Below are 20,703 nucleotides of genomic sequence, written 5' to 3' on the forward strand. Positions count from 1 at the left end.
CTAGAACGCTGAAATATCAGCAGATAGGGGAATTCTCGGGATGGTCGTTCACCTCGAGGTGGACCGGTTGCTGATCGACGGCCGCGCCGTCGCCGGCGACGGAGTGGCGTTGCCGGTCGAGGACCCGGCGACCCAGGAGATTCTCACCACCGTGGCGACCGCGTCAGCGGACCAGGTGGAAACGGCCATCGCCGCCGCACGCAGGTCCTTCGACTGTGGTGTGTGGGCGGACAGGTCGGTGTCCGAGCGCCTGGAGACGCTCGGACGGATGGCGCAATGGCTCGAGGAGCGCCGCGAGGAGCTGGTTGAAACGGCCGTCCACGAGGTCGGCGCCCCGCTGGGAATCGCCCGCATCGCCCAGGTGGGCATGGCTTTGGACCAGGCTCGACAACTCCCCGAACTTTTCAGTGGTCTGCCGCAGTGGGAGCACAACGAGATGCCGCTGGGCGATTTGGTGACCGCCAAAGACGTTCTGCTCAGCATCCGTCGCTATGAGCCTGTCGGCGTGGTCACCGCCATCACCCCGTACAACTTCCCACTGCAGACCAATATCTGGAAGGTTTTCTCGGCGCTGGCAACCGGCTGCTCGGTGATCCTGCGTCCGAGTCCGCTCACCCCGTTGACTGCGCTGGCCCTCGGTGAGGCTGCGCTTGCCGCTGATCTGCCGCCCGGCGTCCTCAACGTCGTGGTCGAGCAGGGCACCTCGGGAGCACTGCAGCTCACCAGCGATCCGCGCGTCGATTGTGTCTCGTTCACTGGGTCCACGGTCGTCGGGCGCCAGATCGGCGCACAGGCTGCGCCGACCGTGAAACGCATGATCCTGGAACTGGGCGGCAAATCAGTCCAGCTCTACCTGCCCGACGCGCTCGAGCGGGTCGGGACCGGAGTCCTCACCGTGTTCGCGTCGCATTCTGGCCAGGCCTGCACCGCTCAGACCCGAGTCCTGGTACCACAAGACGCCGTGGACGCCGCGCTGGAGAAGATCACCTCAGTTCTTCCATTCCTGCCCGTCGGTGACCCCAGTGACGAAAAGACAATGATCGGTCCGGTCATCTCGGCTGGGCAGCGAGAGCGGATCGAGGACCTCATTGCCGCCGGCATCAAGGCCGGTGCGCAAGTAGTTGCGGGAGGAAGGCGGCCCGCGGGCCTGGAACGGGGGTACTTCATCGAGCCGACCGTGCTGCGCATCGAGGACAACTCCAATCCGGTTGCGCAGCAAGAAGTGTTCGGACCCGTGGTCACGATTCAGGGATACCGCGACCTTGACGAGGCGGTGGCCATCGCCAACGACTCGGAGTACGGACTGGGCGGGGGCGTCTATACCGCCGACCTGCCGGCCGGAGTGGCTGTCGCACAACGGATCCGGTCGGGCACCGTGCATGTCAACCGTGGGGCCCCTACGGCGTACACGCCGACCGGCGGCTATAAGCAAAGCGGGATCGGTCGGGAACGCGGTGTGGCTGGCCTGCGCGAGTACCAGGAGGTCAAACACCTGGTCGTTGGGCCTTGACCACTTCAAATTCACTTGTTGCTGAAGGGAATACAGTAATGTCGACCCCCAATCTCGACCTCTCGCTGTTCGGTGCCGACCACGTGCGCCGCTACCGCGAGACCGGCGGTGAGGTCGGTTACCTGTGGAACGGTGTGCCGACTCTCATCCTGACCACCATTGGCCGCCACAGCGGCCAGCAGCGGGACACGGCGCTGATCTGCGCTGCCGACGGCGATGACGGCAACAAATACGTCGTGATCGCATCGCAGGGCGGAGCCCCCGCGCATCCGCAGTGGTACCTGAACCTGGTGGCTAACCCACGAGTCCACGTACAGGTCAAGGGCGATCGCTTCGAGGCTACTGCGCGCACCGCCGAGGGGCCGGAACGCGAGCGGCTGTGGCAGTTGATGGCCGAGGCGTGGCCCAGCTACGACATCTACCAGACCCGCACCGACCGGGTGATCCCCGTCGTGGTGCTGGAGAGGGCCTGAAAGATGCTGTCCAACGAGATAATTGCGCTCGATCCGAAGCGGCTTAAGGAGCTGTTCGATCTGCGCAGTGAGGTCTACGAGATGCGCGGCGGGTCGTTTGAAGACGATCCCTACCCCGCCTTCAACGAGTTGCGGGAGAGCGGGCCGGTACACGCGGGCACCCCGGGCGAGCTCGTCGGCTATGACGGACCCGCGTTCTTTTCCGGTCTGCCGTTCGACGAGCGTCCGCACTTCACGGCGTTCGACTACGCCACGTGCAGTGAGATGCTGCAGGATCCGGAAACCTTCGCCGCGTCCCAGCATGAACCGGGATCGGCAGAGTACGAGAGTCAGGCGCTGTTGCTGTTCATGGACGGCCAGCGCCATCGCCGGTTGCGGTCATTGGTACGAAACGCGTTCACGCCCAAGCGGGCCGGTTGGTGGGTGGACAACTGGATCGACGACATCGTCGAAGCGCTGTTCAACCTTATTGCGCGCAAGGGCAAGTCGGACCTCAACGTCGAGTTCTTCGCACCGATTCCACTGCTGACCATCTGTAGCAGCTTCGGCGTCAGTGTGGAGGAGGCGCTGCAGGTGCGCGCCGCGATCGTCTCCGACGCCGCCGGGATTACGGCGATCGCCGAGATCGTCAAACCGATCGTCGAGGCCCGTCGGCTTGACCCGCGCGACGACCTGATCAGCATGCTGGTCAGTGAGGAATTCCAAGACGAGGACGGCAGCAGGCACCATCTCTCGGACGCGGAAGTCCAGATGTTCTCGCTGCTGCTGTTGGCGGCCGGCTCTGGCACGACTTGGAAGCAACTGGGCATCACGATGCTGACGCTGCTGCAGCGCCCCGAGTGGCTTTCACGCGTGGTGGCGGACCCGGGACTGGTCCATCCGTTTGTCGAGGAGACATTGCGGTGGATGCCGACCGATCCGGCGTTCGGGCGGTTCGCGCGTTGCGACACCACGCTGGGGGGAGTGCGTATTCCGAAGGGTGCGGTTGTGCATGCGTGCTTCGCCGCGGCCAATCGGGACCCGCTGCGCTGGGACCGCCCCGACGAGTTTCTCCCGGACCGGCCGATTCAGCCGAATCTCGGGTTCGGCCGGGGAACCCACGTTTGTCTGGGTCAACATGTCGCACGCGCTGAAATCTCTGCTGCGATAACGGCATTGACTCAACGGCTGCCCGGGCTGCGGTTGGACCCCGACGCCGAGACCCCGCGCATCATCGGCATGTACGAACGGGGGGTCACCAGCGTGCCGGTGGTCTGGGATCTACCGGGCGTTCCTCAATGACAACCAACCACAAAGAAAAGAAGAGGGCCATCACGTGACCACTGAGAGCACCGTTCAAGAATCGTCCCGCTATGAGACAGGTGCGGGGATCCTCGACAACATTTTCGGTCCCTCGTGGCGGGACAAGACCAGGGAGACCGGCTTTAAGGCCGTCGACGATTTCCAGCGCATCACCGTCGAACATTGCTATGCCGATGCCTGGGCGCGTGACACCCTGGATTTCAAGACGCGCAGCGTGATCTGCCTGTCGTCGCTGGCCACGATGGGTGCCCCAGAGGAATTGAAGTTGCACGTCGAGGCCGCCTTGGCCAATGGGCATTCCCATGAGGACATTTTTGAGATCCTCCTGCATCTGATTCCCTACATCGGCGTTCCCAAAGCTGTGCAAGCGCTGCGCGTCGCAGGGGAGGCCATCCAGGAACTGTTCACCAAGGCTGCAGCCGAGAACAGCTGAACTCCAAAACCATCAACAGTCAACAAGATCGGAAAGAGAGAAGCGTCATGACTGACACTTTGGAAGATGCCAGGAAAGAATACGTCGAGGCTAAGGCCAATAAGGATCCACAGAAGCGCCGGGCGCAGAACGTCGCTGAATGGGTCGAGCGGGTCGACTACAAGGATTTCGATCCGCAGACCGTCGAGTTCACCAAGGCGCTGCTGCTCAAGAATATTGCGGGCATGCTGGCCGGGTGCCGCGAACCCGCGGCCCGGATCCTGACCACCTACTATGCCGAACAGGGTGGTGCTCCCGACGCGGGTGTGGTGGGCGCCGGCTACCGCACGACGGTGGAGAACGCCGCGTTCGCCAATGCCACGTTCGCGCACTCCTCGGAACTCGAGGACAACGAGATGCCCAACTTCACCAGTGCCTACTGGGTGCTGCCGGGCCTGTTCCCGCTGGCGCAGAAGCAAACCTCGAGCGGTAAGGACCTGATCACCGCGGCGATCTCCGCGTGGGAAGTGGCCTCGCGGTACAACTCTGCCGGTCCCGGTCAGGCGCTGATGTCGGTGCACATCTGCCCCCCGACCTGGTTCGGTCCGCTCGGGGTTGCGGCGGGGGCGGCTAAACTGCTCAAACTCGACGCCCGGCGCACCGAGCACGCCATCACCATGGCGGGTTCCTGGGCGTGTGGCCTGGGGCAGGCCGGCTGCGACACCCACTTCATCGAATCCGGTCACACCGCCAAGATGGGCGTGCAGTCGGCGCTGCTGGCGCGGCTCGGCGCCACCGGGGAGCTCGGTGTGCTGGAAGGGAAGTCCGGCCTGTATGCACCGTTGATCGCCAATAACCAGATTGATCTGTCGATCATCGATGCCGATCTCGGCATCGCGCCGTACCGCATCAATCGGGCCTGCATCAAGAAGTACTCGGCCTGTACCTACGCGCATACCTCGATCGACGCGCTGGGGCTGCTCATGTCTGAGCACAACCTGAGCTACGAGGACATCGAGTCGGTCAAGACCCGCCAGGGCGTGATCGGAAACCTGGCCGTCGGCATCACGCCGGACCCGGTCGACCTGCAGGGGTCGCGATTCAGCGTGCACTATCTGCTGGCCGAGGTGATGCTTAAGGGCGGGATCAGCGAGCAGACCTTCGAAGACCTTTCCTCACTTCAGGATCCGCGCTACCGCGAGGCGATGGGCAAGATCGTCGCTACCGGAGATCACGAAGACTTCGGTGTGCACGACCCGGGTGCGGAGGTGTTTGTTACCACTACCTCTGGCCAGACCTACTCCAAGCGTCTTGACGGCTGGCTGGGTTCCCCGGAAGCTCCGCTGAGTACCGAGGAGATCCGCAAGGTCAGCAGGCCATACCTGGAGTGGATGCTGGACACCGCCACCGCCGACCGGGTGGAGGACCTCGTGCTCAACCTCGACCAGCAGCGCGACATCCTGGAATTGATGGACATTCTCACCTTCCACCGAGTGGGAAGCCGGCACTGAGACGATGCGACTCAACGACAAAGTCGCCATCATCACTGGGGCGGGTTCCGGCGTCGGGCGTGCCACGGCTCTTCGCTTCCTGGCAGAGGGAGCGAAGGTCGTGTGCGCCGACGTGCGTAAAGACTGGGTCGACCAGACCCTCGAACTCGCTGGTGCCCCTGAGAGTTCGGTGATCGGGGTTCCCTGCGACGTGTCCGTCGAAGGTGATCTCGAGGCGGTGGTGGCCGCGACGGTGAGCCACTTCGGCCGACTGGACATCATGCACAACAATGCCGGGATCACTGGGCTGAAGCCCGGTTGCACGGCCGAGGACTTCACCGACGCGGAGTGGCAGAAATTGCTCCAGATCAACGTCAGCGGTGTCTTCTACGGCAGCAAGTACGCGATCCGCCAGTTCAAGAAGCAGGGCACCGGTGGGGTGATCCTGAACACCGGCTCGGTCGCGGGCATGGTCGGCTTCGGGAGCGTCCTCTACGGCGCGACCAAGGGGGCTGTCAACCAGTTGACGAAGGGTCTTGCCATTGAGTTTGCCGCGCAAAACATTCGGGTGAACGCGATCTGCCCGGCCGGCATGCCGCTGACAAATTTTTCGGCGACCGACGACAAGAAGTTCGAACCCGCCGATCAGAACGTGGTGGACTACGTCGCCCAGCTTCATCCCCTTGGTCAGGTCATCACGGCAGAGGACTGCGCTGACGCGGCGGTGTTCCTCAGCTCCGACGAGGCGAAGAACATCACCGGGGTGCTGCTGCCCATCGACGGCGGCTACGTCGCCAAGTAGTCCGCCTGTAGGCGGGCCAAACTGGCTGTCAGCGAAGGAAGTCGAATAGTGCCGGTATCAGCAGCCCAGTGGCCGGCAGACCCGACGGTTCCGATGGTATCCCGGTGATGGTGGTCGTGGGATCTCAACCATCGGGTGGCGGTGTTCGGAGTAACCAGCTAGTGATTGCGCTTGGAAACGAGGCACTTTCAGCATTGGAACCGTTGTCTGGCGCAAGCATTCGGCATGTCGAACCGATTGCTGAGTAGGCGGCCACCATGCAGACCCACCGACGCAGCGTTCTGTTCGTACGGCTTGCAGCGGCGGGGTTGACCAGCTATGGACCGGCCCACGGGATCTTTTGTGACCCCACACGGTGAGCCGGGCACTTTAGCGACGGGCGAGAACATGCGCACGGCCGAGACGTGGCAGGAGCTCATGCTCGATCCCCGCCCGGAATAACCACGTGGGCCCGATCATCGCCGCGGGGCGCACGGCGGCCACTCGTCAGAAAGGAACGACCTTGAGTAAGCGACAAACCGGAGACGTCGATTGATCCCTCGCGAGTTGACGATGCGGCCGCGAGGGGGTGAAGCCGATGTTGTCGACAGGGTGAGTGAAATCCGGCGGGCCGAGCTCGACTTCAACGTCACCGCCGCGGTCGGAGGGGGCGAGCAGCTCAAGCAACGGGCCTGGCTCTTCATACCGAAGCAGGCAGTCCCGCCTCGCGCCATCCTCGTCTGTTTGGCCGGGGCTGGCTACGACAAGCACTACTGGCATCTGCAGGTGCACGGTTACCGTGGCTACAGCTTCGCCGAGCACTTCGCGGCCTGCGGGTACGTGGTGGTGGCCGTCGACCACCTTGGGGTGGGCGACAGTACGGACCCCGTTGCTGCGGGACAGGTGACCGCTGCGATGCTGGCCCGAGGCGACGCCGAAGTGGTCAACCAGGTACGGGCGCGTGCGGCTAGTAAGACACTGCATTCGAGCCTGCCCGCGATGTCGGTTCCCGTTGTGGGAGTCGGCCATTCGCTTGGCGCCGGGCTGGCCCTCGCCGCGCATGCGGGCGACGGTTCGGTCCGGCCTTTCGATGCGTTGGTGCTGCTGGGCTATGCCGCCCGCAGCTACGTCAATGCGCCGGGTGGGATCGAACAACACGTGGCGACCGCAGATTCGGGAATGGGCCTACAAGCCGCGATGCGACAAAACGAGATGCTGATACGGACGATGACCGGTGCGGCTCACGATGCGTTATCGTGCACGATCCCGCGCGGTCCCCTTCGCGACATGCTTTACGCCGCTGATGTTCCAGAGCCGGTGATCGCCGCCGACGAAGCGCACGCCACGCGGATACCGGTCCGCGTGGTCGCCGAGATAATGACGGCGGGCATCGTCGAAGCCTGTGCCGCTGGCATCGACGTGCCCGTGTTCCTCGGGTTCGGCGGAGTGCGTGACATGGCCAGCGATCCGCGCGCGGAAGCGTTGAACTACCCGTCGGCCACTGACATCACCACCTTCGTCGCTCAGGGTGCCGCCCACGCGCACAACCTGGCATCCACGCGCACTCGTCTCTGGGACCGCATTGCGGCGTGGCTGCCAGCGGTGTTACTCGGTGGATCCGCGGATGCCAATCACTAGTGCGCAGTGGCTTTTTCCGATCCACCGCCGCGTTCACCGCATCGGTTATCGGCCCGCGAGTGTCTGTAGCGACCGCACGAAATCACCGCCGAGGAGGCGTAGCGAGATGGTTGTAGAATTGACAGCCGGTTGTGAACAGCCGGTCACATCTGTTGACGGCACCGCCCTACATGTCGGTATTTTCGGGCTGCGCGGATCAATCGGCGGCCGGGGCAGGCCGGGTTCGATGCCTGTGCAGGCAGGCGGGCGCATCGGCGAGTGGACTGCGGGAGCATTCGCGGCGGTGTCTGCGGCGGCCGCGGTTCGCCATGCCGGCTGCACAGGTACCGGCGCCACGATCGACCTCTCCATCTACGAGGCGATGGTCATCGCGGTGGGCTCGTTGGGGGCGGCGTCGGCCAGCGTGCTCGGCGACGATCAGGACCTTGGCAACAGAAGCTTCGAACTGCTGTCCATCGTGGCGACCGCCGATGGGTTGGTGGGGTTCTGCACTATCACGGCGCAGCAGTTCCAGGACTTCCTGGTGCTCATCGAGCGCGCCGACCTGCTCGACGACGACTTGGCGTCGATGGCCGGACGGATCAGGCGCTGCGACGAATTCCTCGCGATGGTCAACGACTGGGCCGCTGACAAGACCACCACCGACATCGTGGAACGGGCCGCGGCCTTCCGGATTCCGGTAGCCCCCATCGCCAGCCCGCAGACCATAACGACGATCGACCATTTCGTCGTTCGCGGTGTCTTCCTCGAATCACGAACCGGAGCCGTCGGACCGCGAGTCCCCTACCGCAGCTCGGCTATCCAAGTCCGGCCTCTTGCCCTCGCGCCGGATCTGGGTGCCGACAACGGCGAGGTGTCGTGGTCGGCACGCACGGACCCACGGGCGGCCAGCGAGCACCCGACGGGCGCACTTCCGTTGACCGGTCTTCGGGTCAGCGACCTCACCGCCTTCTGGGCCGGGCCGATGGCGACCCAGCTGCCGGCCGCCTTGGGAGCAAAGATCATCAAGATCGAAGGCGTGCGCCGCCCTGACGGCATGCGATTCGCCGGCGGCCGTTCGCCCAGCTGGGATCAGTCGTGGGAGTGGGGACCGGTTTTCCAGTGCAGCAACACCAACAAGCGCGGCGTCAGTCTCGAGCTGAGCACACCGCAGGGCCGCCAGACGGCACTCGAGCTGATTGCGCACAGCGATCTGGTCATCGAGAACTTCTCGCCGAGGGTGATGGCCAACTTCGACCTCGAATGGGACACCGTGCACGCCGCCAATCCCCAAGTCACTATGGTGCGGATGCCGGCGTTCGGACTGGACGGTCCCTGGCGTGACCGCGTCGGATTCGCCCAGACCATGGAACAGGCCAGCGGCATGGCCTGGATGACCGGAACTGCGGACGCAGCTCCGCTGATCCCCCGGGGAGTCTGCGACCCCCTCGCAGGCCTGCACGCGCCGTTTGCGGCGATCGCCGGACTACAGATCCGGGATCGCACCGGTATCGGCGTGCACATCGAGTCAACGATGATCGAGGCGGCCCTCAACGCCGCCGCTGAGGCGGTCCTGGAACACTCGCTGAACGGAGTCACATTGCGCCGCAACGGAAACCGCGGTCCCCACGCGAGCCCACAGGGTGTGTTTCGGTACGCAGGCGACGACGCCTGGGTGGCGGTGGCGGTACTCGAGGACGACACATGGCCCGCCCTTGCCGAGGTGATCGGGCGCCCAGACCTGGGCGTCGACTTAAGCTTTCGACGCGAACCTGGCCGCCGCGAGCGCGCGGATGAGATCGACAAACTGATCGCAGAGTGGACGACGCACCGCAGCCCAGCCGAGGTGGTGGCCTGCCTGCGCGCACGCGGGCTCGGCGCCGCCCCGGTGGTGTCTGCCGCCGACTTGCTCGACGATGAACAGCTCGAGGCCCGGGGCTTCTGGGAAGTCGTCGACCATCCCGTCGTTGGCCGCTTCAAGACCATCGGCTTGCCATTCGCCTTCGCGGGGCGTCCCCGCAGATGGATCACCACGCCGGCGCCGCTCTACGGGCAGCACACCGCCGAAGTACTGACCGAGGTACTGATGAAGACGGCCGACGACCTGTCCGCCCTGGAGGGGGTCGGCGCGATCAGCGGCCGCCCAGCGGGCCTGTGACCGACCGGATCCGTCGCCCGCGGCCCTCCACCGCCCCGGACAGGCCGACTGCGCGGACCCTGCGGATGGAATCCTTCGGCGCCCGTTACGCCCGTCTACTGGCTACCGCGCAGCGGCACGGTGTCGATCCTGCGGGTCTTGTCCTGCCCGCCGAGGCAATGATCGTCAGCGCCGACGGCGTCGGCGTTCACTACCTCGAATGGCCAGGCGCCGGTGCCGATCCTGCGGTGATCTTCCTGCACGGCGGCGGTCTGCATGCCCACACGTTCGACGTCGTCGGCAACCTGCTGCGTCACCATGCCCGCTGCATTGCGCTCGACCTGCGTGGTCACGGCGAAAGCCAGTGGTCGCCCGGCCGCTACGGCGCAGAGCACACAGCCGACGATATCTCGACAACCGCGGAGCTCTTGGGTCTGAAAAGAGTTGTCGTGGTGGGGCATTCGATGGGCGGCATGGGCGCGATGGCCTGGGCTGCTCGAGGCGCCCCCGAACTCGCCGGTCTCATCGTCATCGACCTCGGAGCCGACCTCGACAAATCCGCAACCGACTCGGTCCGGGGCTTCATCACATCGCAGCCATCCTTCGCCAACCTAGAGGAGGTCGACGATTTCGTTGCCGGTGACGGGCCGGGTGGCGACAGCGTGGCGAGCAACCTGCGCTGGCGCGACGACGGACGACTGGCCTTCAAATACGATGACTCGCAGTTCCATTTGGGCAACACCCAGCTACCTGTCGGGGACGAGATGCGGCAGTTGGCGCGCCGCATCCATTGCCCGACCATCGTCCTGCGGGGTGACCGCAGCAGGGTCGTGTCCGACGCCGCAGCCGGCGAGCTCGCCGACCTGATCGACGGTGCGACGTGGAGCCGGGTCACCGATGCCGGTCACACCATTCAGTCAAGCAACCCGCGTGGACTGGCCGAAGCGATCACCGGATTCCTTGCCTCGATACCCACTCAACACAGAAGGTGACCAAAGCGGTCAATGATTGATTCGTCTCCCTCAGCGACACGGGGCAGCGCTACGCCAACTTCAAATTCCGACGCGAAGACGGATCCGGCCGGGGCTAGACCATCCCGCGGGGCACCCCCACCGCGCCTAAGCACCTCTGCATCCCCACTGAGTTCTTCACCGCCGGATGGCATCTGGTGCTCACCCCCAACGAGCTGGTGACGTTCCTGGTGCTCTGCCATGTGGCCGACCTCCGGCTCCTGCACGACCGCAGCACCAGCATGTTCCTCGCCGAACAGTTCCGCTACAGCTTGCTCGGGCTCACCGACGAGGCCTATGTCTCCCTCCACGAGTTGGCCGAGTTTGGACTAATCGAAGTGACAGACCCAATGCCCAACCGCAAACGCGGCCGCATCCAACTCGGCGAAACAGACGGCAAACCGCCAGAGCCATACAACATTTCGGTACCAATGTTCAGCGGCCAATTGTCCACCGACGCGTTATTCGAGCTCTCAATGTTCGACACGCCGGCCATCGACCGTGTCATCTCGAATCTGGCATTTCAGGCGCCCCGATTGAGGTAGCCCACCAGTTGGACGCTACCTGCGCGCCGAATCCGCCGAGCTGCCGAGCCGGTTGTTCATCGACGCGGCCCCCACCTTCGTGGCGAAGGCGGTCCGCATGCGGATTCGCCCCCAGACCATCGGGCCTATTACGCACGCACGGCCTGTCTACGGTGATGCACCGCGCGATCTCGGCTGCTTTGCGAAGCTAAAGGGACCTCTTTTAGCGCCCTAATTTCCGCACCGGTAGGCCCTCTCGGGGGCCTCACTGTCATCGCAAATCGAGATGCCTCTGGACGGCCTCGACGAGGGCCTCCAGTTCAGCAGCCAATGCATTCCGGGCGTCCGGCATCTGGTCAGACAGTGAGAGGGTAGCTTCGGCGCGGCCTACAGCTCTGGCAAGTTGGAGGTCCGAGCAGATGGATGACGGGCCCAATGGAGCGTCGTCGGAGGGCGCTGTGGGGCCCCTGCCGTTCGGGTTCAGCGCCTCAACATCGGTGCGCAACCTTTGCGTGTTCTGCTCGTAGTGCTTGAGCTTCGCCTGTGCGCGACGGCGCTCAGAATCTGCCAGATGGCGGCACTGCGGTGAGCAGTAGTCCTGCCGCCGTCCGCGGGACAGCTTGCGTTGGAACTCGGCGCGGCATTGCGGCCGCAGGCAGACCGCGGTGACGGTCTGGACGGGCTGACGCACGCCGCGGTTACGGGCCGAGCTAGCGGACCGTAACGGCACAACGCGGTTATCCATCTCCATCCAAATAAATCGCGAGCAATTGCACCATAAACTAGCATGTCATCCGCTGTAGAGCGTGAATAACAGGCCCTTATTCGCGGCAGACACGCCGGATACAGAGCAAAATAAATCGCGTGCTGCTTTCCAGATGCAAACTAGGGGCAAGCGACTTCTCATCTGAGACTCAGCAGGCGACTCCGCGAGGGTTTGGGGCACGGCCAGGTGGTCTGGGGTGAGCCCAAGCGCGACCTCGCTGTGGTTGCGGCCGAGTGTCGGTACCTAGTGCGGGTGTCGTAGTAGCAACCCGTGAGTGCAATTGGAGAATCAGATGACCACGATGACCGTCAAAGGGGCCTGGAATGGCTGGGACGGAAAGACGTTCGTCGAGATGACCGACGGCTCGAAGTGGAAGCAGGCTGAGTACCACTACGAATACCACTATGCATACCGCCCGGAGGCGACTGTTACCCGTGACGGTCTGATGCTCGTCGACGGCATGAGCCGAGCTGTGCGGGTGCGCCGTGTGTATGGACGCGGCTGAACCCGGCGGCCGTATGGGGGAAGCCGTGGCCAGATGCGGTGGCGAGATAGCGGCGGACTGGAGTGATCAGTGATCGAGCGGGTGCGGATTCTGGGATATCGCAAGTTTCGCGAGTTGAATTTCGAGCCGCACCAGCGTCTCAACATTCTCGTCGGCGACAATGACGCGGGGAAGTCGACCCTCCTCGAAGCAATCACTTTGGCGCTGACTGGGCGGGTCAGTGGGCGTCTCGCCAGCGACGAGGTCAACCCGTTCTGGTTTAACGCCCAGTTGGTGAGGGAGTTCTTCGCCGCCAGAACCAAGGGTGATACACCAGCGCCACCAGTGATCGAGATCGAAGTATTTCTCCGCGACCACGACGAATTTCAGCGAAACCTGTTCGGCGCCAATAATTCAGAGCAGCCGACAAGGGCTTGCGCGGGTATCCGTCTCAGAGTTGAGCCCGATCCCGATTACGGTGACGAGATCGAGGCCTACCTATCTCAGATTGAGTCCGACGATGCTGGGCCCTCGGCGCTGCCTGTGGAGTACTACCGCGTGGACTGGCGCACGTTTTCCAACAAGACGTTGACGGCACGCCCGAAAGAGCTGACTACTGCCGTCATCGATTCCCGCACTATTCGGTCGAACAGTGGGATGGACGTCCACCTCAAACAGATTCTCAACGATCACCTCGACGCCTCCGAGAAGGCGAAGGTGTCCCTGGCCGTGCGCGCCACGCGCGACACCCTGGCGTCGCCACATCTGGAGGTGGTGAACGAAAAGATGGCAGAGCTGCCAGGGCCACTGGACGACAAAGCGCTAGAGCTTGCCATGGATCAAACCGGTCGTGGCGCTTGGGATTCCAGCGTAATCCCGCATGTCGCCGAAGTCCCCTTCCTGCTGTCTGGGCAAGGTCAGCAGGCCGCGATCAAGATTGCGCTAGCCATGGGGCGGACGACATCCGCGGCACGGGTGGTGATGATTGAAGAGCCGGAAAACCACCTGTCCCATACCAATTTGGGAAAGCTGCTAGCGCGCATCGCGGATCTTGCTGGCAACGATCAGCAGCTGTTCGTCACTACACACAGCTCATACGTACTCAACCGCATCGGTGTTGACGGCCTGCAACTGGTCGGAGAAAACGGCATCACGGTCTTGGGCGCACTCCCTGAGGGCACCGTTGCCTACTTCAAGAAGCTGCCCGGATACGACACACTGCGTATGGCTTTGGCGGGGCGTCTGATCCTCGTGGAGGGCCCGTCCGACGAGATTGTCGTCGAACGGTTCTATATGGATACGCACCACGGGCGGCGGCCCATTGATGACGGTATCGACGTGATCAGCATGCGTGCACTGTCGTTGAAGCACTGCCTGCGCCTGGTCCAGGCGCTCGGGAGTCGATGCGCGGTTCTGCGTGACAACGACGGCAAAGATCCAACCGAACTGCTCGAGGACCTGGCCGAGTACCTCAACGATGACCACCGCATCTTCATCGGAGCATCCGGTCAGGGAAACACGCTTGAACCCCAAATCGTGCACGCCAACGACGAGCAGACGTTACGCAAGGTATTGGCGATCACGGACAAGGCGGTCCTCGTCACCTGGATGGACAACAATAAGACCGAGGGTGCATTACGAATTTTGGAAAGCGACACGACGCTCAATGCGCCGAGCTACATCATTGAAGCGGTTGCCTTCGTTGACGAATCAGCCCAGTAACCGGCTCACGCTCGCTGTCGCCGGATCCCGAAAGACCCAAGGGCTTGTCGATTCCTGCAAAGCGGCCGATCCGCGCGAGCGCATTCTCGTTCTTACCTACACTAGCCATAACCAACGCGAGCTGTCCTCCAGATTGGATCGGCTGGCGGGCGACCACCCACACATCGAGGTGCGTGGCTGGTTCTCGTTCCTGCTTCAAAATTTCGTCCACCCCTTCCTGCCCTTGATGTTTGAAGGCAGGCGCGTTGAAGGGTTCGACTTCGACAGCCCACCCCAGACCTACGCCGCGACAGGTAGCTGGCAGCGGTACATAAATGAGCAAGCCGACGTCCGGCGCGTACACCTCCCGGAGCTCGCGGTGCAAATCAACCAGGCTGGTGCCGGAATATGCCTGCAGCGACTTGAACGGGTGTATGACCGGCTCATGATCGACGAGGTTCAGGACCTTTGCGGTTATGACCTCGAGATTCTGGACCTGCTGATGGCATCCTCGGTCACCCTCGAGATGGTCGGCGACATTCGTCAGGCCATCTTGGCCACCAACCAACGTGAAGCCAAACACAAGCCGTTCATGTACATGAAAATCTGGAAATGGTTTCAGACGCAGGAACAGGCCGGGCGCCTGGCCATCGAGCAACGATGCGAAACTTGGCGTTGCGCACCGGAGATCGCAGCGTTCGCCGATTCATTATTCGGCCCCGAGTGGGGATTCGAACCGACGGTATCGCTAAACACTGTTCGCACAGACCACGATGGGATCTTCCTGATCGCACCAGGCCATGTCGATGAGTATGACGCCCTTTACCATCCAATTCTTTTGCGTAACAGCAAGGCAAGCGGCAAGCAGTATGACCACCTTGAGTGCCTGAACTGGGGCAAGGCCAAGGGACTGGAGCGACCGCGAGTCCTGATCCATCCCACCGGACCTATTGGCAAGCTCATAACCAAGGCACGCGAGCTAAATGACCAGCAGGCAGCGAATCTCTACGTGGCGGTCACTCGGGCTCGGCACAGCGTCGGGTTCATCATCAAGCCGCCCAAGGACACCGTTATTCCCGTATGGACGCCGGAGGCAGGAATCGTAGGCAGCTGAGCGCGGACTCGCAGAGAGGATTGCTCAACCAACGCGGCCCTTGGTGTTGAAACCGCTCTGAACTGCGCTTTTGCAACGAAGATTGACAAGCTCTCGCGACACGCCCGGATCCTGTCAAAGTAGGCAGGCGTGTCCTGTCAATCGTCGCTGCATCTCGACAGCGTCTGTTTAGGTTCCCATCCAAGATGGCGGAATTCCATCTTCGTGACGTACAGATGGCGGATCCACCACAAACATGGGAATCTCGCTACCTGGCCTAAGCGGTGGCGCCGCTTTAATGGGTGCACTCTGTTTTCGGTCTTAGGCATGTAAATCGTGACCGCGTTGTTCGCCGACGGTAGTGGCCTTGTGTCTCAACCGAAGAGGCCGAAGCGCACGTCCAGCGTCGGTGCGCAGGGTGATCGGAACCGAACCGCCGATCTCTGTTGGCTATGGTTCGGCCATCATCGATTGGACAAGCCCGAACCACCCCGGAGGATCCTGGCTGGACTTACACTCCAGTTATGAACAAGGTTACGAGAGTCTTGTTTGCGCTGTTGCTCGCCTTCGCCGTCTCAACAACGTCGGTGAGCTGCGTACCTCCCTACTGCCCCCTCACCGGCGGCCCGGCCGTCATCTGCTAGTCACCTGCGGCAGCTGATGGGGTGAAACGCCCGCCGCACGGCTAAGTCAACCGCTCGCGCCGGAAGGCATCGGCCGAGTCGTGGCCTTCATGGACGTCGCCGCGTTGCGGCGTTTCGACTTGCCCAATCGGCTGTCGCCTTAAGCAGTCGCAGCCGCAAACCCCTTGCGGTCCAACATGTTTACTGGCGGGCTTGATGGGGCTCGAGCCGCTACTCGCGCCAGTCTTGCCAACTGCCGAGACGGTAGCTTTCAAAAAGCCATGTCGTAACAGACCCAGGGCAGGGGGCCGACCAAGATCAAAGCCAGCAAGGTGACGCCCCCGATGATCCGCCACGTAATGGTCGACCGAAAGATCACCGCCGTGACCGCCGAAGCGGTCGCCAGTACTGTCAACCCGGCAGCGATGACGACTTCGATGCGCGCCGACTGCACCGCGGATTCGGAGAACAGCGGGAAGAAGCCGGTTTCCAATTTGAACGCCAGAGCGCGATTGCTCTCGGCAATCAGCAACAGAAGAAGCGCGAGCATCATCGCCGCCAACCCGACCAGCGACACACAAGCGCCAAAGATATTGCGGTTGCGGGGGATCTATCGGGCCCGTGTACTGGGGCATCTCGTCCACAACCCAGATCGTGGGGGCGCGATCCACGGCAACAGGGGCGAAGCGCAGACTGCGCCGTTGACCGCAGTTGGCCAGCTGATCACGTGGTGGATACCTGGTCATGTCACCGTGCTCATGTGCGAGCGGAACCGTCGACGGGCCAATCACGGCTGGCCGGCCGGTTCCATACCTGGTGTGAGGCGTTCGTCGGGTGGTTGCCGTTCGGGCTCGGGGCGTTCGTCGCACCCACGTTCGTCGGCTTCTGCGTGATCAACGGCTTCACCTTCGGCGTTGATCTGAGCGTCCTCACGGGTTTGCGTGGCGCGCTCGGCCTTCCGGTGCCGATCGCGGTCACGGCTGCCTACGTCTGCGCGTTGACGCTCAGCTACGTGCTCAATCGCATGCTCAATTTCCGGTCCCACGCACCCGTCGGGCCGCAGGTCGTGACCTACGTCGGGGTGGTCGTCGTCAATTACCTGGCTTTCATCCTCGGGGTCACCACCGCCCTGACCGCCATTGGAGTGCAGTATCAGCTGTCGCGGCTGGCGGCGGGCATGTGTGAAGCGGTGTACATGTACAGCGCGATGAGGTGGGTGGTCTTCCGCCGCTGACCCGCGGCCGGACCGCACTTGTTGGCCGAGGTGTAGCCCGTGCGTGACCTTCTCGCGACGGCGACGAAGGACGCTCGACACGTGACGGTAATCGCGGTCATCGCCGCGCTCGCGACAGCTACCTGCATCGGCTACTACTTCGGACGGCGCGCGGCCTCGGCCCCGCCGAGCTGGAAGAAGCGAACGAGTCGGGTCGCACTGAGCAGGCAGGCCATCAACCTGCTCGCGATGATCACCGCACGCCGGATCCAGCAGCGCTTTCGGGCCGAGCGCATCGTCTCCGACATCGCCGCCAGACACGGGCTGAGAGTAGTTGCGCCCCTCCAATTTCGGCGCGGCGGAGCGGTGCGGTTGCGGCCCTATTAAGGTGCATTGGCATGGCTGCACTACAGGGAAAAGTGGCGTTGGTGACCGGAGCGTCGTCGGGCCTGGGCGCCGAAACGGCGAAGTTGTTTTCCCGCGAGGGCGCAACGGTTTTCGGCATCGGTCGTGACAGCGGACGCCTGACCGATGTTTTCACTGACATCGAACGTGGCGGATTCGCCGCGGTGGACATCGGTTCGGTGCAGGCCTGCCGGGACGCGGTCGAGCAGTGCGTCCGCGACTTCGGCGGCCTGGACATCCTCGTCAACGTCGCGGGGCGCCACCAGATGCGCCGGACGGAGTCGATGACCGACGACGACTGGGAACAAGACCTCGCGGTCAACCTCAATGGGCCGTTCTACCTGTGCAGGGCGGCACTGCCTCAGCTGCTGCAACGCGGCGGAAACATCGTCAACGTCAGTTCCATCGCCGGAGTCGAGGGGCAGGCGTATTCGGCCGGCTACTGTGCCGCCAAGCACGGCTTGATCGGCCTCACCCGTGCGTTGGCGGTGGAGTACACCGCCGATCGGTTGCGCGTCAACGCGGTCTGTCCCGGCGGCATGCTCACGCCGCAGATCGAACAGTTCAGCGCGCCAGACGATCCCAATTACGACCTGATCATGCGGACGGCGTCGCCGCGCGGAATGATGCAACCCTCAGAGGTCGCCAACGTGATCGCCTTCCTCGCCAGCGATGCCGCGGCCGCGGTCCACGGCGCCGTCTACCGGGTCGACAACGGCAAAGGCGCCGGTTGAGAAGCGCAGCACGATGCTGCCCTGGCTACCAGACGAGGGCGTCGAACATGAGCGCCGTGCCGGTGGCGGTGAGCGCCTGATACAGCGGTTCCCACCGCAGCAGCCGCGCGGCGGCCGGCATCCGCGCCCTTCGGCGTTCGCCGACGAAGCGGCAGGCCCAGTACAGGGCCACGGCGGCGAACCCCACCGCCCCGATCCAGTTCGCCGCGGCGAACCAGGAGAAGCCGGCCGCGGCCGGGGGCATGTCGTGTGAGGGCAGTTGCATGCCGGGCATGTCCATGGCCGCCGACTCCGGTTGTGCGTGCAGGTGTGTGGAAACACCCGGCACGGCGCCGCTCATCAGGGCATACATCCACGCCATCGCCGCCATCATCGCCGCGTAGTAGCACGTCTTCAGTCGCTTACGGGATGCCGAAGACGCCCGGACGGCAACGCCCACGAACCAGACGCCGGCCAGAAGGAAAAAGAGGGTCGGACCGATTGCCGGCAGATCGAGCCCAACCCGCCACACCATCAAGACCATCGCGACCGACATCGTCAGGTGCAGCAGGTGAGTGAGCCGGCTCATCCATCGAGCATGTTGTGCGACAGCGAGATATGCGTACATGGCGACGCTCACGCCGAACAGAACGGTGACGGCCCAGCGCAGCGCCGGTTCGCCGATCATGGCATGCAACATCGTGACCTGACGAAAATCGCCTGCGCTGCGCCCATGGCGCCACCGTACCCCTATGGGGTATTTGAGCCAACCACCATCGAGGGTGTCGGCGAAGGGTCGGCAACCCGGCCCGCAGACCGGGGTGCGGTAACGGTTCGGGCACGTTTCAATCACCCCGCGACACGTCGTGCGGCACCACGCTTCTCGTCGTTGACAATTCGGGCATGACGCAATCGCGGGAGTCCGACGATGGCGCGTGAGTTCTCGCGGCAGACGTTTCTGCGAGGCGCTGTGGGAGCGTTGGCCACCGGCGCGGTCCTCGGCGCACCCCGGGTCGCCGCCGATCCAAGGGCTACCGGTTGGGAGGGTCTGTCCACCGCTCTCGGCGGTAAGGTGCTGCTTCCCGATAGCCCCCAATTCGCCGGGGCCAAGCAGGTTTTCAACACCAACTACAACGGGCTGACTCCCGCGGCGGTGGTCACCCCGACATCGGCGGCCGACGTGCAGAAGGCGATGGCCTTCGCGGCCGCCCACAACCTCAAGGTCGCCCCGCGCAGCGGCGGGCACTCTTACATCGGCGCGTCGACCGCCAACGGCGCCATGGTGCTGGACCTGCGCCAACTGCCCGGGGATGCCAATTACGACGCCGCCACCGGGCAGGTGACGGTGACGCCGGCGACGAGCCTGTACACGATGCACCGGACGCTGGCCGCGGCCGGTCGCGGCGTCCCAACCGGTACGTGTCCGTCGGTCGGTGCCGCGGGGCACGCGCTGGGCGGCGGCATGGGAGCCCAATCCCGGCACGCCGGCCTGCTCTGCGATCAGTTGACGTCAGCGTCGGTGGTGCTGCCCAGTGGCCAGGCGGTCACCGCCTCCGCTGCCAGCAACCCGGACCTGTTCTGGGCACTGCGCGGCGGCGGCGGCGGCAACTTCGGCGTGACGACCTCGCTCACCTTCGCCACGTTCCCCACCAAGGACGTCGACGTCGTCAACCTCAACTTCCCGCCGCAGTCGTTCGCGCAGGTCCTCGTCGGTTGGCAGAACTGGCTTCGTACCGCCGATCGCAACAGTTGGGCGCTCGCAGACGCCACCGTCGACCCGATGGGCGTGCACTGTCGAATCCTGGCGACCTGCCCGGCCGGGTCGGGTGGCAGCGCCGCGGCCGCGATCACCCAGGCGGTGGGGCTGCAGCCATCGGGTACCGAGAACCACACCTTCAACTACATGGACCTGGTGAATTATCTGGCCGTCGGCAACCTCAACCCGTCACCGCTCGGGTACGTCGGAGGATCCGACGTCTTCGCCACCGTCAATGCGGGGGTGGCGCAGGGGATCGCGTCGGCGGTCAATGCCTTTCCCCGCGGTGCCGGCCGAATGCTGGCCATCATGCACGCTATGGACGGCGCCCTCGCCACGGTGGGGCCAGGCGCCACCGCCTTTCCATGGCGCCGGCAGTCGGCGCTGGTGCAGTGGTATGTGGAGACGGGCGATCCCGCGGCCGCGACCAACTGGCTCAACACGGCACATCAAGCGGTGCAACAGTATTCGGTCGGCGGCTACGTGAACTACATCGAAGCCAACCAGCCTCCGTCGCGTTATTTCGGCCCGAATCTGTCCCGGCTGAGCGCCGTACGGCAGAAATACGATCCCGGCCGCGTCATGTACTCGGGGCTGAACTACTAGCCGCCAATCAACCGATGGTTAGCCCGGCTCCGCACTGGGTACTTTCCAGTGTGTCTGTGGTGAGTTAAGGGGTTGGCGAATGGCAAT

At 63.8% G+C, this 20,703-nt stretch carries 19 protein-coding genes; 17 read left to right on the plus strand and 2 right to left on the minus strand.

Annotated features, from left to right (window positions below; all coding sequences use genetic code 11):
• Nucleotides 1-40 precede the first annotated feature (40 nt).
• From A5760_RS05495 to A5760_RS05560, 13 genes are all read left to right on the plus strand, one after another.
• The gene (locus A5760_RS05495) at nt 41-1,510 is read left to right on the plus strand and encodes an aldehyde dehydrogenase family protein (protein ID WP_064878464.1); all 1,470 of its coding nucleotides are present in this window, start codon (nt 41-43) and stop codon (nt 1,508-1,510) included.
• 38 nt (nt 1,511-1,548) lie between these two features.
• On the plus strand, nt 1,549-1,983 hold the full coding sequence (locus A5760_RS05500) for a nitroreductase family deazaflavin-dependent oxidoreductase (protein ID WP_064878466.1): 435 nt from the start codon (nt 1,549-1,551) through the stop codon (nt 1,981-1,983).
• Between the two features lie 3 nt (nt 1,984-1,986).
• Nucleotides 1,987-3,264 carry a cytochrome P450 gene (locus A5760_RS05505; protein ID WP_064878468.1) on the plus strand — a complete coding sequence of 426 codons (1,278 nt, stop codon included), beginning with the start codon at nt 1,987-1,989 and terminating at the stop codon, nt 3,262-3,264.
• 34 nt (nt 3,265-3,298) lie between these two features.
• A complete protein-coding gene (locus tag A5760_RS05510) occupies nt 3,299-3,718 on the plus strand; it encodes a carboxymuconolactone decarboxylase family protein (RefSeq protein ID WP_064878471.1) in 420 nt (139 codons plus the stop codon).
• Nucleotides 3,719-3,765: 47 nt separating this feature from the next.
• Nucleotides 3,766-5,208 carry an MmgE/PrpD family protein gene (locus A5760_RS05515; RefSeq protein WP_064878473.1) on the plus strand — a complete coding sequence of 481 codons (1,443 nt, stop codon included), beginning with the start codon at nt 3,766-3,768 and terminating at the stop codon, nt 5,206-5,208.
• A gap of 4 nt (nt 5,209-5,212) precedes the next feature.
• Complete coding sequence (locus A5760_RS05520) at nt 5,213-5,989, plus strand: SDR family NAD(P)-dependent oxidoreductase (RefSeq protein WP_064878475.1); 777 nt, start codon at nt 5,213-5,215, stop codon at nt 5,987-5,989.
• Between the two features lie 591 nt (nt 5,990-6,580).
• A complete protein-coding gene (locus A5760_RS05525; protein WP_231122551.1) occupies nt 6,581-7,606 on the plus strand; it encodes a serine aminopeptidase domain-containing protein in 1,026 nt (341 codons plus the stop codon).
• A gap of 106 nt (nt 7,607-7,712) precedes the next feature.
• Entirely contained in the window at nt 7,713-9,743 is a 2,031-nt protein-coding gene (locus tag A5760_RS05530; RefSeq protein WP_419538222.1) for a CoA transferase, read from the plus strand.
• 65 nt (nt 9,744-9,808) lie between these two features.
• Entirely contained in the window at nt 9,809-10,714 is a 906-nt protein-coding gene (locus A5760_RS05535; protein ID WP_082279355.1) for an alpha/beta fold hydrolase, read from the plus strand.
• A 176-nt stretch (nt 10,715-10,890) separates the two neighbouring features.
• A complete protein-coding gene (locus tag A5760_RS05540) occupies nt 10,891-11,277 on the plus strand; it encodes a hypothetical protein (protein WP_064878479.1) in 387 nt (128 codons plus the stop codon).
• Nucleotides 11,278-12,314: 1,037 nt separating this feature from the next.
• Entirely contained in the window at nt 12,315-12,527 is a 213-nt protein-coding gene (locus tag A5760_RS05550; RefSeq protein ID WP_155764217.1) for a hypothetical protein, read from the plus strand.
• A 69-nt stretch (nt 12,528-12,596) separates the two neighbouring features.
• Nucleotides 12,597-14,228 (plus strand): ATP-dependent nuclease, encoded by a 1,632-nt coding sequence (locus A5760_RS05555; RefSeq protein ID WP_064878482.1) that lies wholly within the window; start codon nt 12,597-12,599, stop codon nt 14,226-14,228.
• Nucleotides 14,209-15,321, plus strand: coding sequence for a UvrD-helicase domain-containing protein (locus tag A5760_RS05560; protein ID WP_196771997.1), 1,113 nt, complete (start codon nt 14,209-14,211; stop codon nt 15,319-15,321). Before A5760_RS05555 ends, A5760_RS05560 begins: the two co-directional genes overlap by 20 nt.
• An 873-nt stretch (nt 15,322-16,194) precedes the next feature.
• Here the strand turns inward: A5760_RS05560 and A5760_RS05565 are convergent.
• A complete protein-coding gene (locus A5760_RS05565; RefSeq protein ID WP_064878486.1) occupies nt 16,195-16,500 on the minus strand; it encodes a hypothetical protein in 306 nt (101 codons plus the stop codon).
• Nucleotides 16,501-16,683: 183 nt separating this feature from the next.
• Between A5760_RS05565 and A5760_RS05570 the strand changes: the two genes are divergently transcribed.
• The 3 genes from A5760_RS05570 (at nt 16,684) to A5760_RS05580 (ending at nt 18,275) form a co-directional block, all read left to right on the plus strand.
• Nucleotides 16,684-17,157, plus strand: a complete 474-nt coding sequence (locus A5760_RS05570) for a GtrA family protein (protein ID WP_064878488.1) — start codon at nt 16,684-16,686, stop codon at nt 17,155-17,157.
• An 81-nt stretch (nt 17,158-17,238) separates the two neighbouring features.
• Nucleotides 17,239-17,523 (plus strand): hypothetical protein, encoded by a 285-nt coding sequence (locus A5760_RS05575; protein ID WP_064878609.1) that lies wholly within the window; start codon nt 17,239-17,241, stop codon nt 17,521-17,523.
• A gap of 11 nt (nt 17,524-17,534) precedes the next feature.
• A complete protein-coding gene (locus A5760_RS05580; protein WP_064878490.1) occupies nt 17,535-18,275 on the plus strand; it encodes an SDR family NAD(P)-dependent oxidoreductase in 741 nt (246 codons plus the stop codon).
• A 25-nt stretch (nt 18,276-18,300) separates the two neighbouring features.
• Here A5760_RS05580 and A5760_RS05585 read toward each other — a convergent pair whose 3' ends face one another.
• Nucleotides 18,301-18,942: a DUF5134 domain-containing protein gene (locus tag A5760_RS05585; protein WP_064878611.1), complete on the minus strand. Its 642-nt coding sequence runs from the start codon at nt 18,940-18,942 to the stop codon at nt 18,301-18,303.
• Nucleotides 18,943-19,182: 240 nt separating this feature from the next.
• On the opposite strand from A5760_RS05585, the gene A5760_RS05590 reads away from it, so the two are divergent.
• Nucleotides 19,183-20,616: an FAD-binding oxidoreductase gene (locus A5760_RS05590; RefSeq protein WP_064878492.1), complete on the plus strand. Its 1,434-nt coding sequence runs from the start codon at nt 19,183-19,185 to the stop codon at nt 20,614-20,616.
• The last annotated feature ends 87 nt before the right edge of the window (nt 20,617-20,703 follow it).

The organism is Mycobacterium colombiense, from assembly GCF_001665835.1.
Taxonomy (GTDB): Bacteria; Actinomycetota; Actinomycetes; order Mycobacteriales; family Mycobacteriaceae; genus Mycobacterium; species Mycobacterium colombiense_A.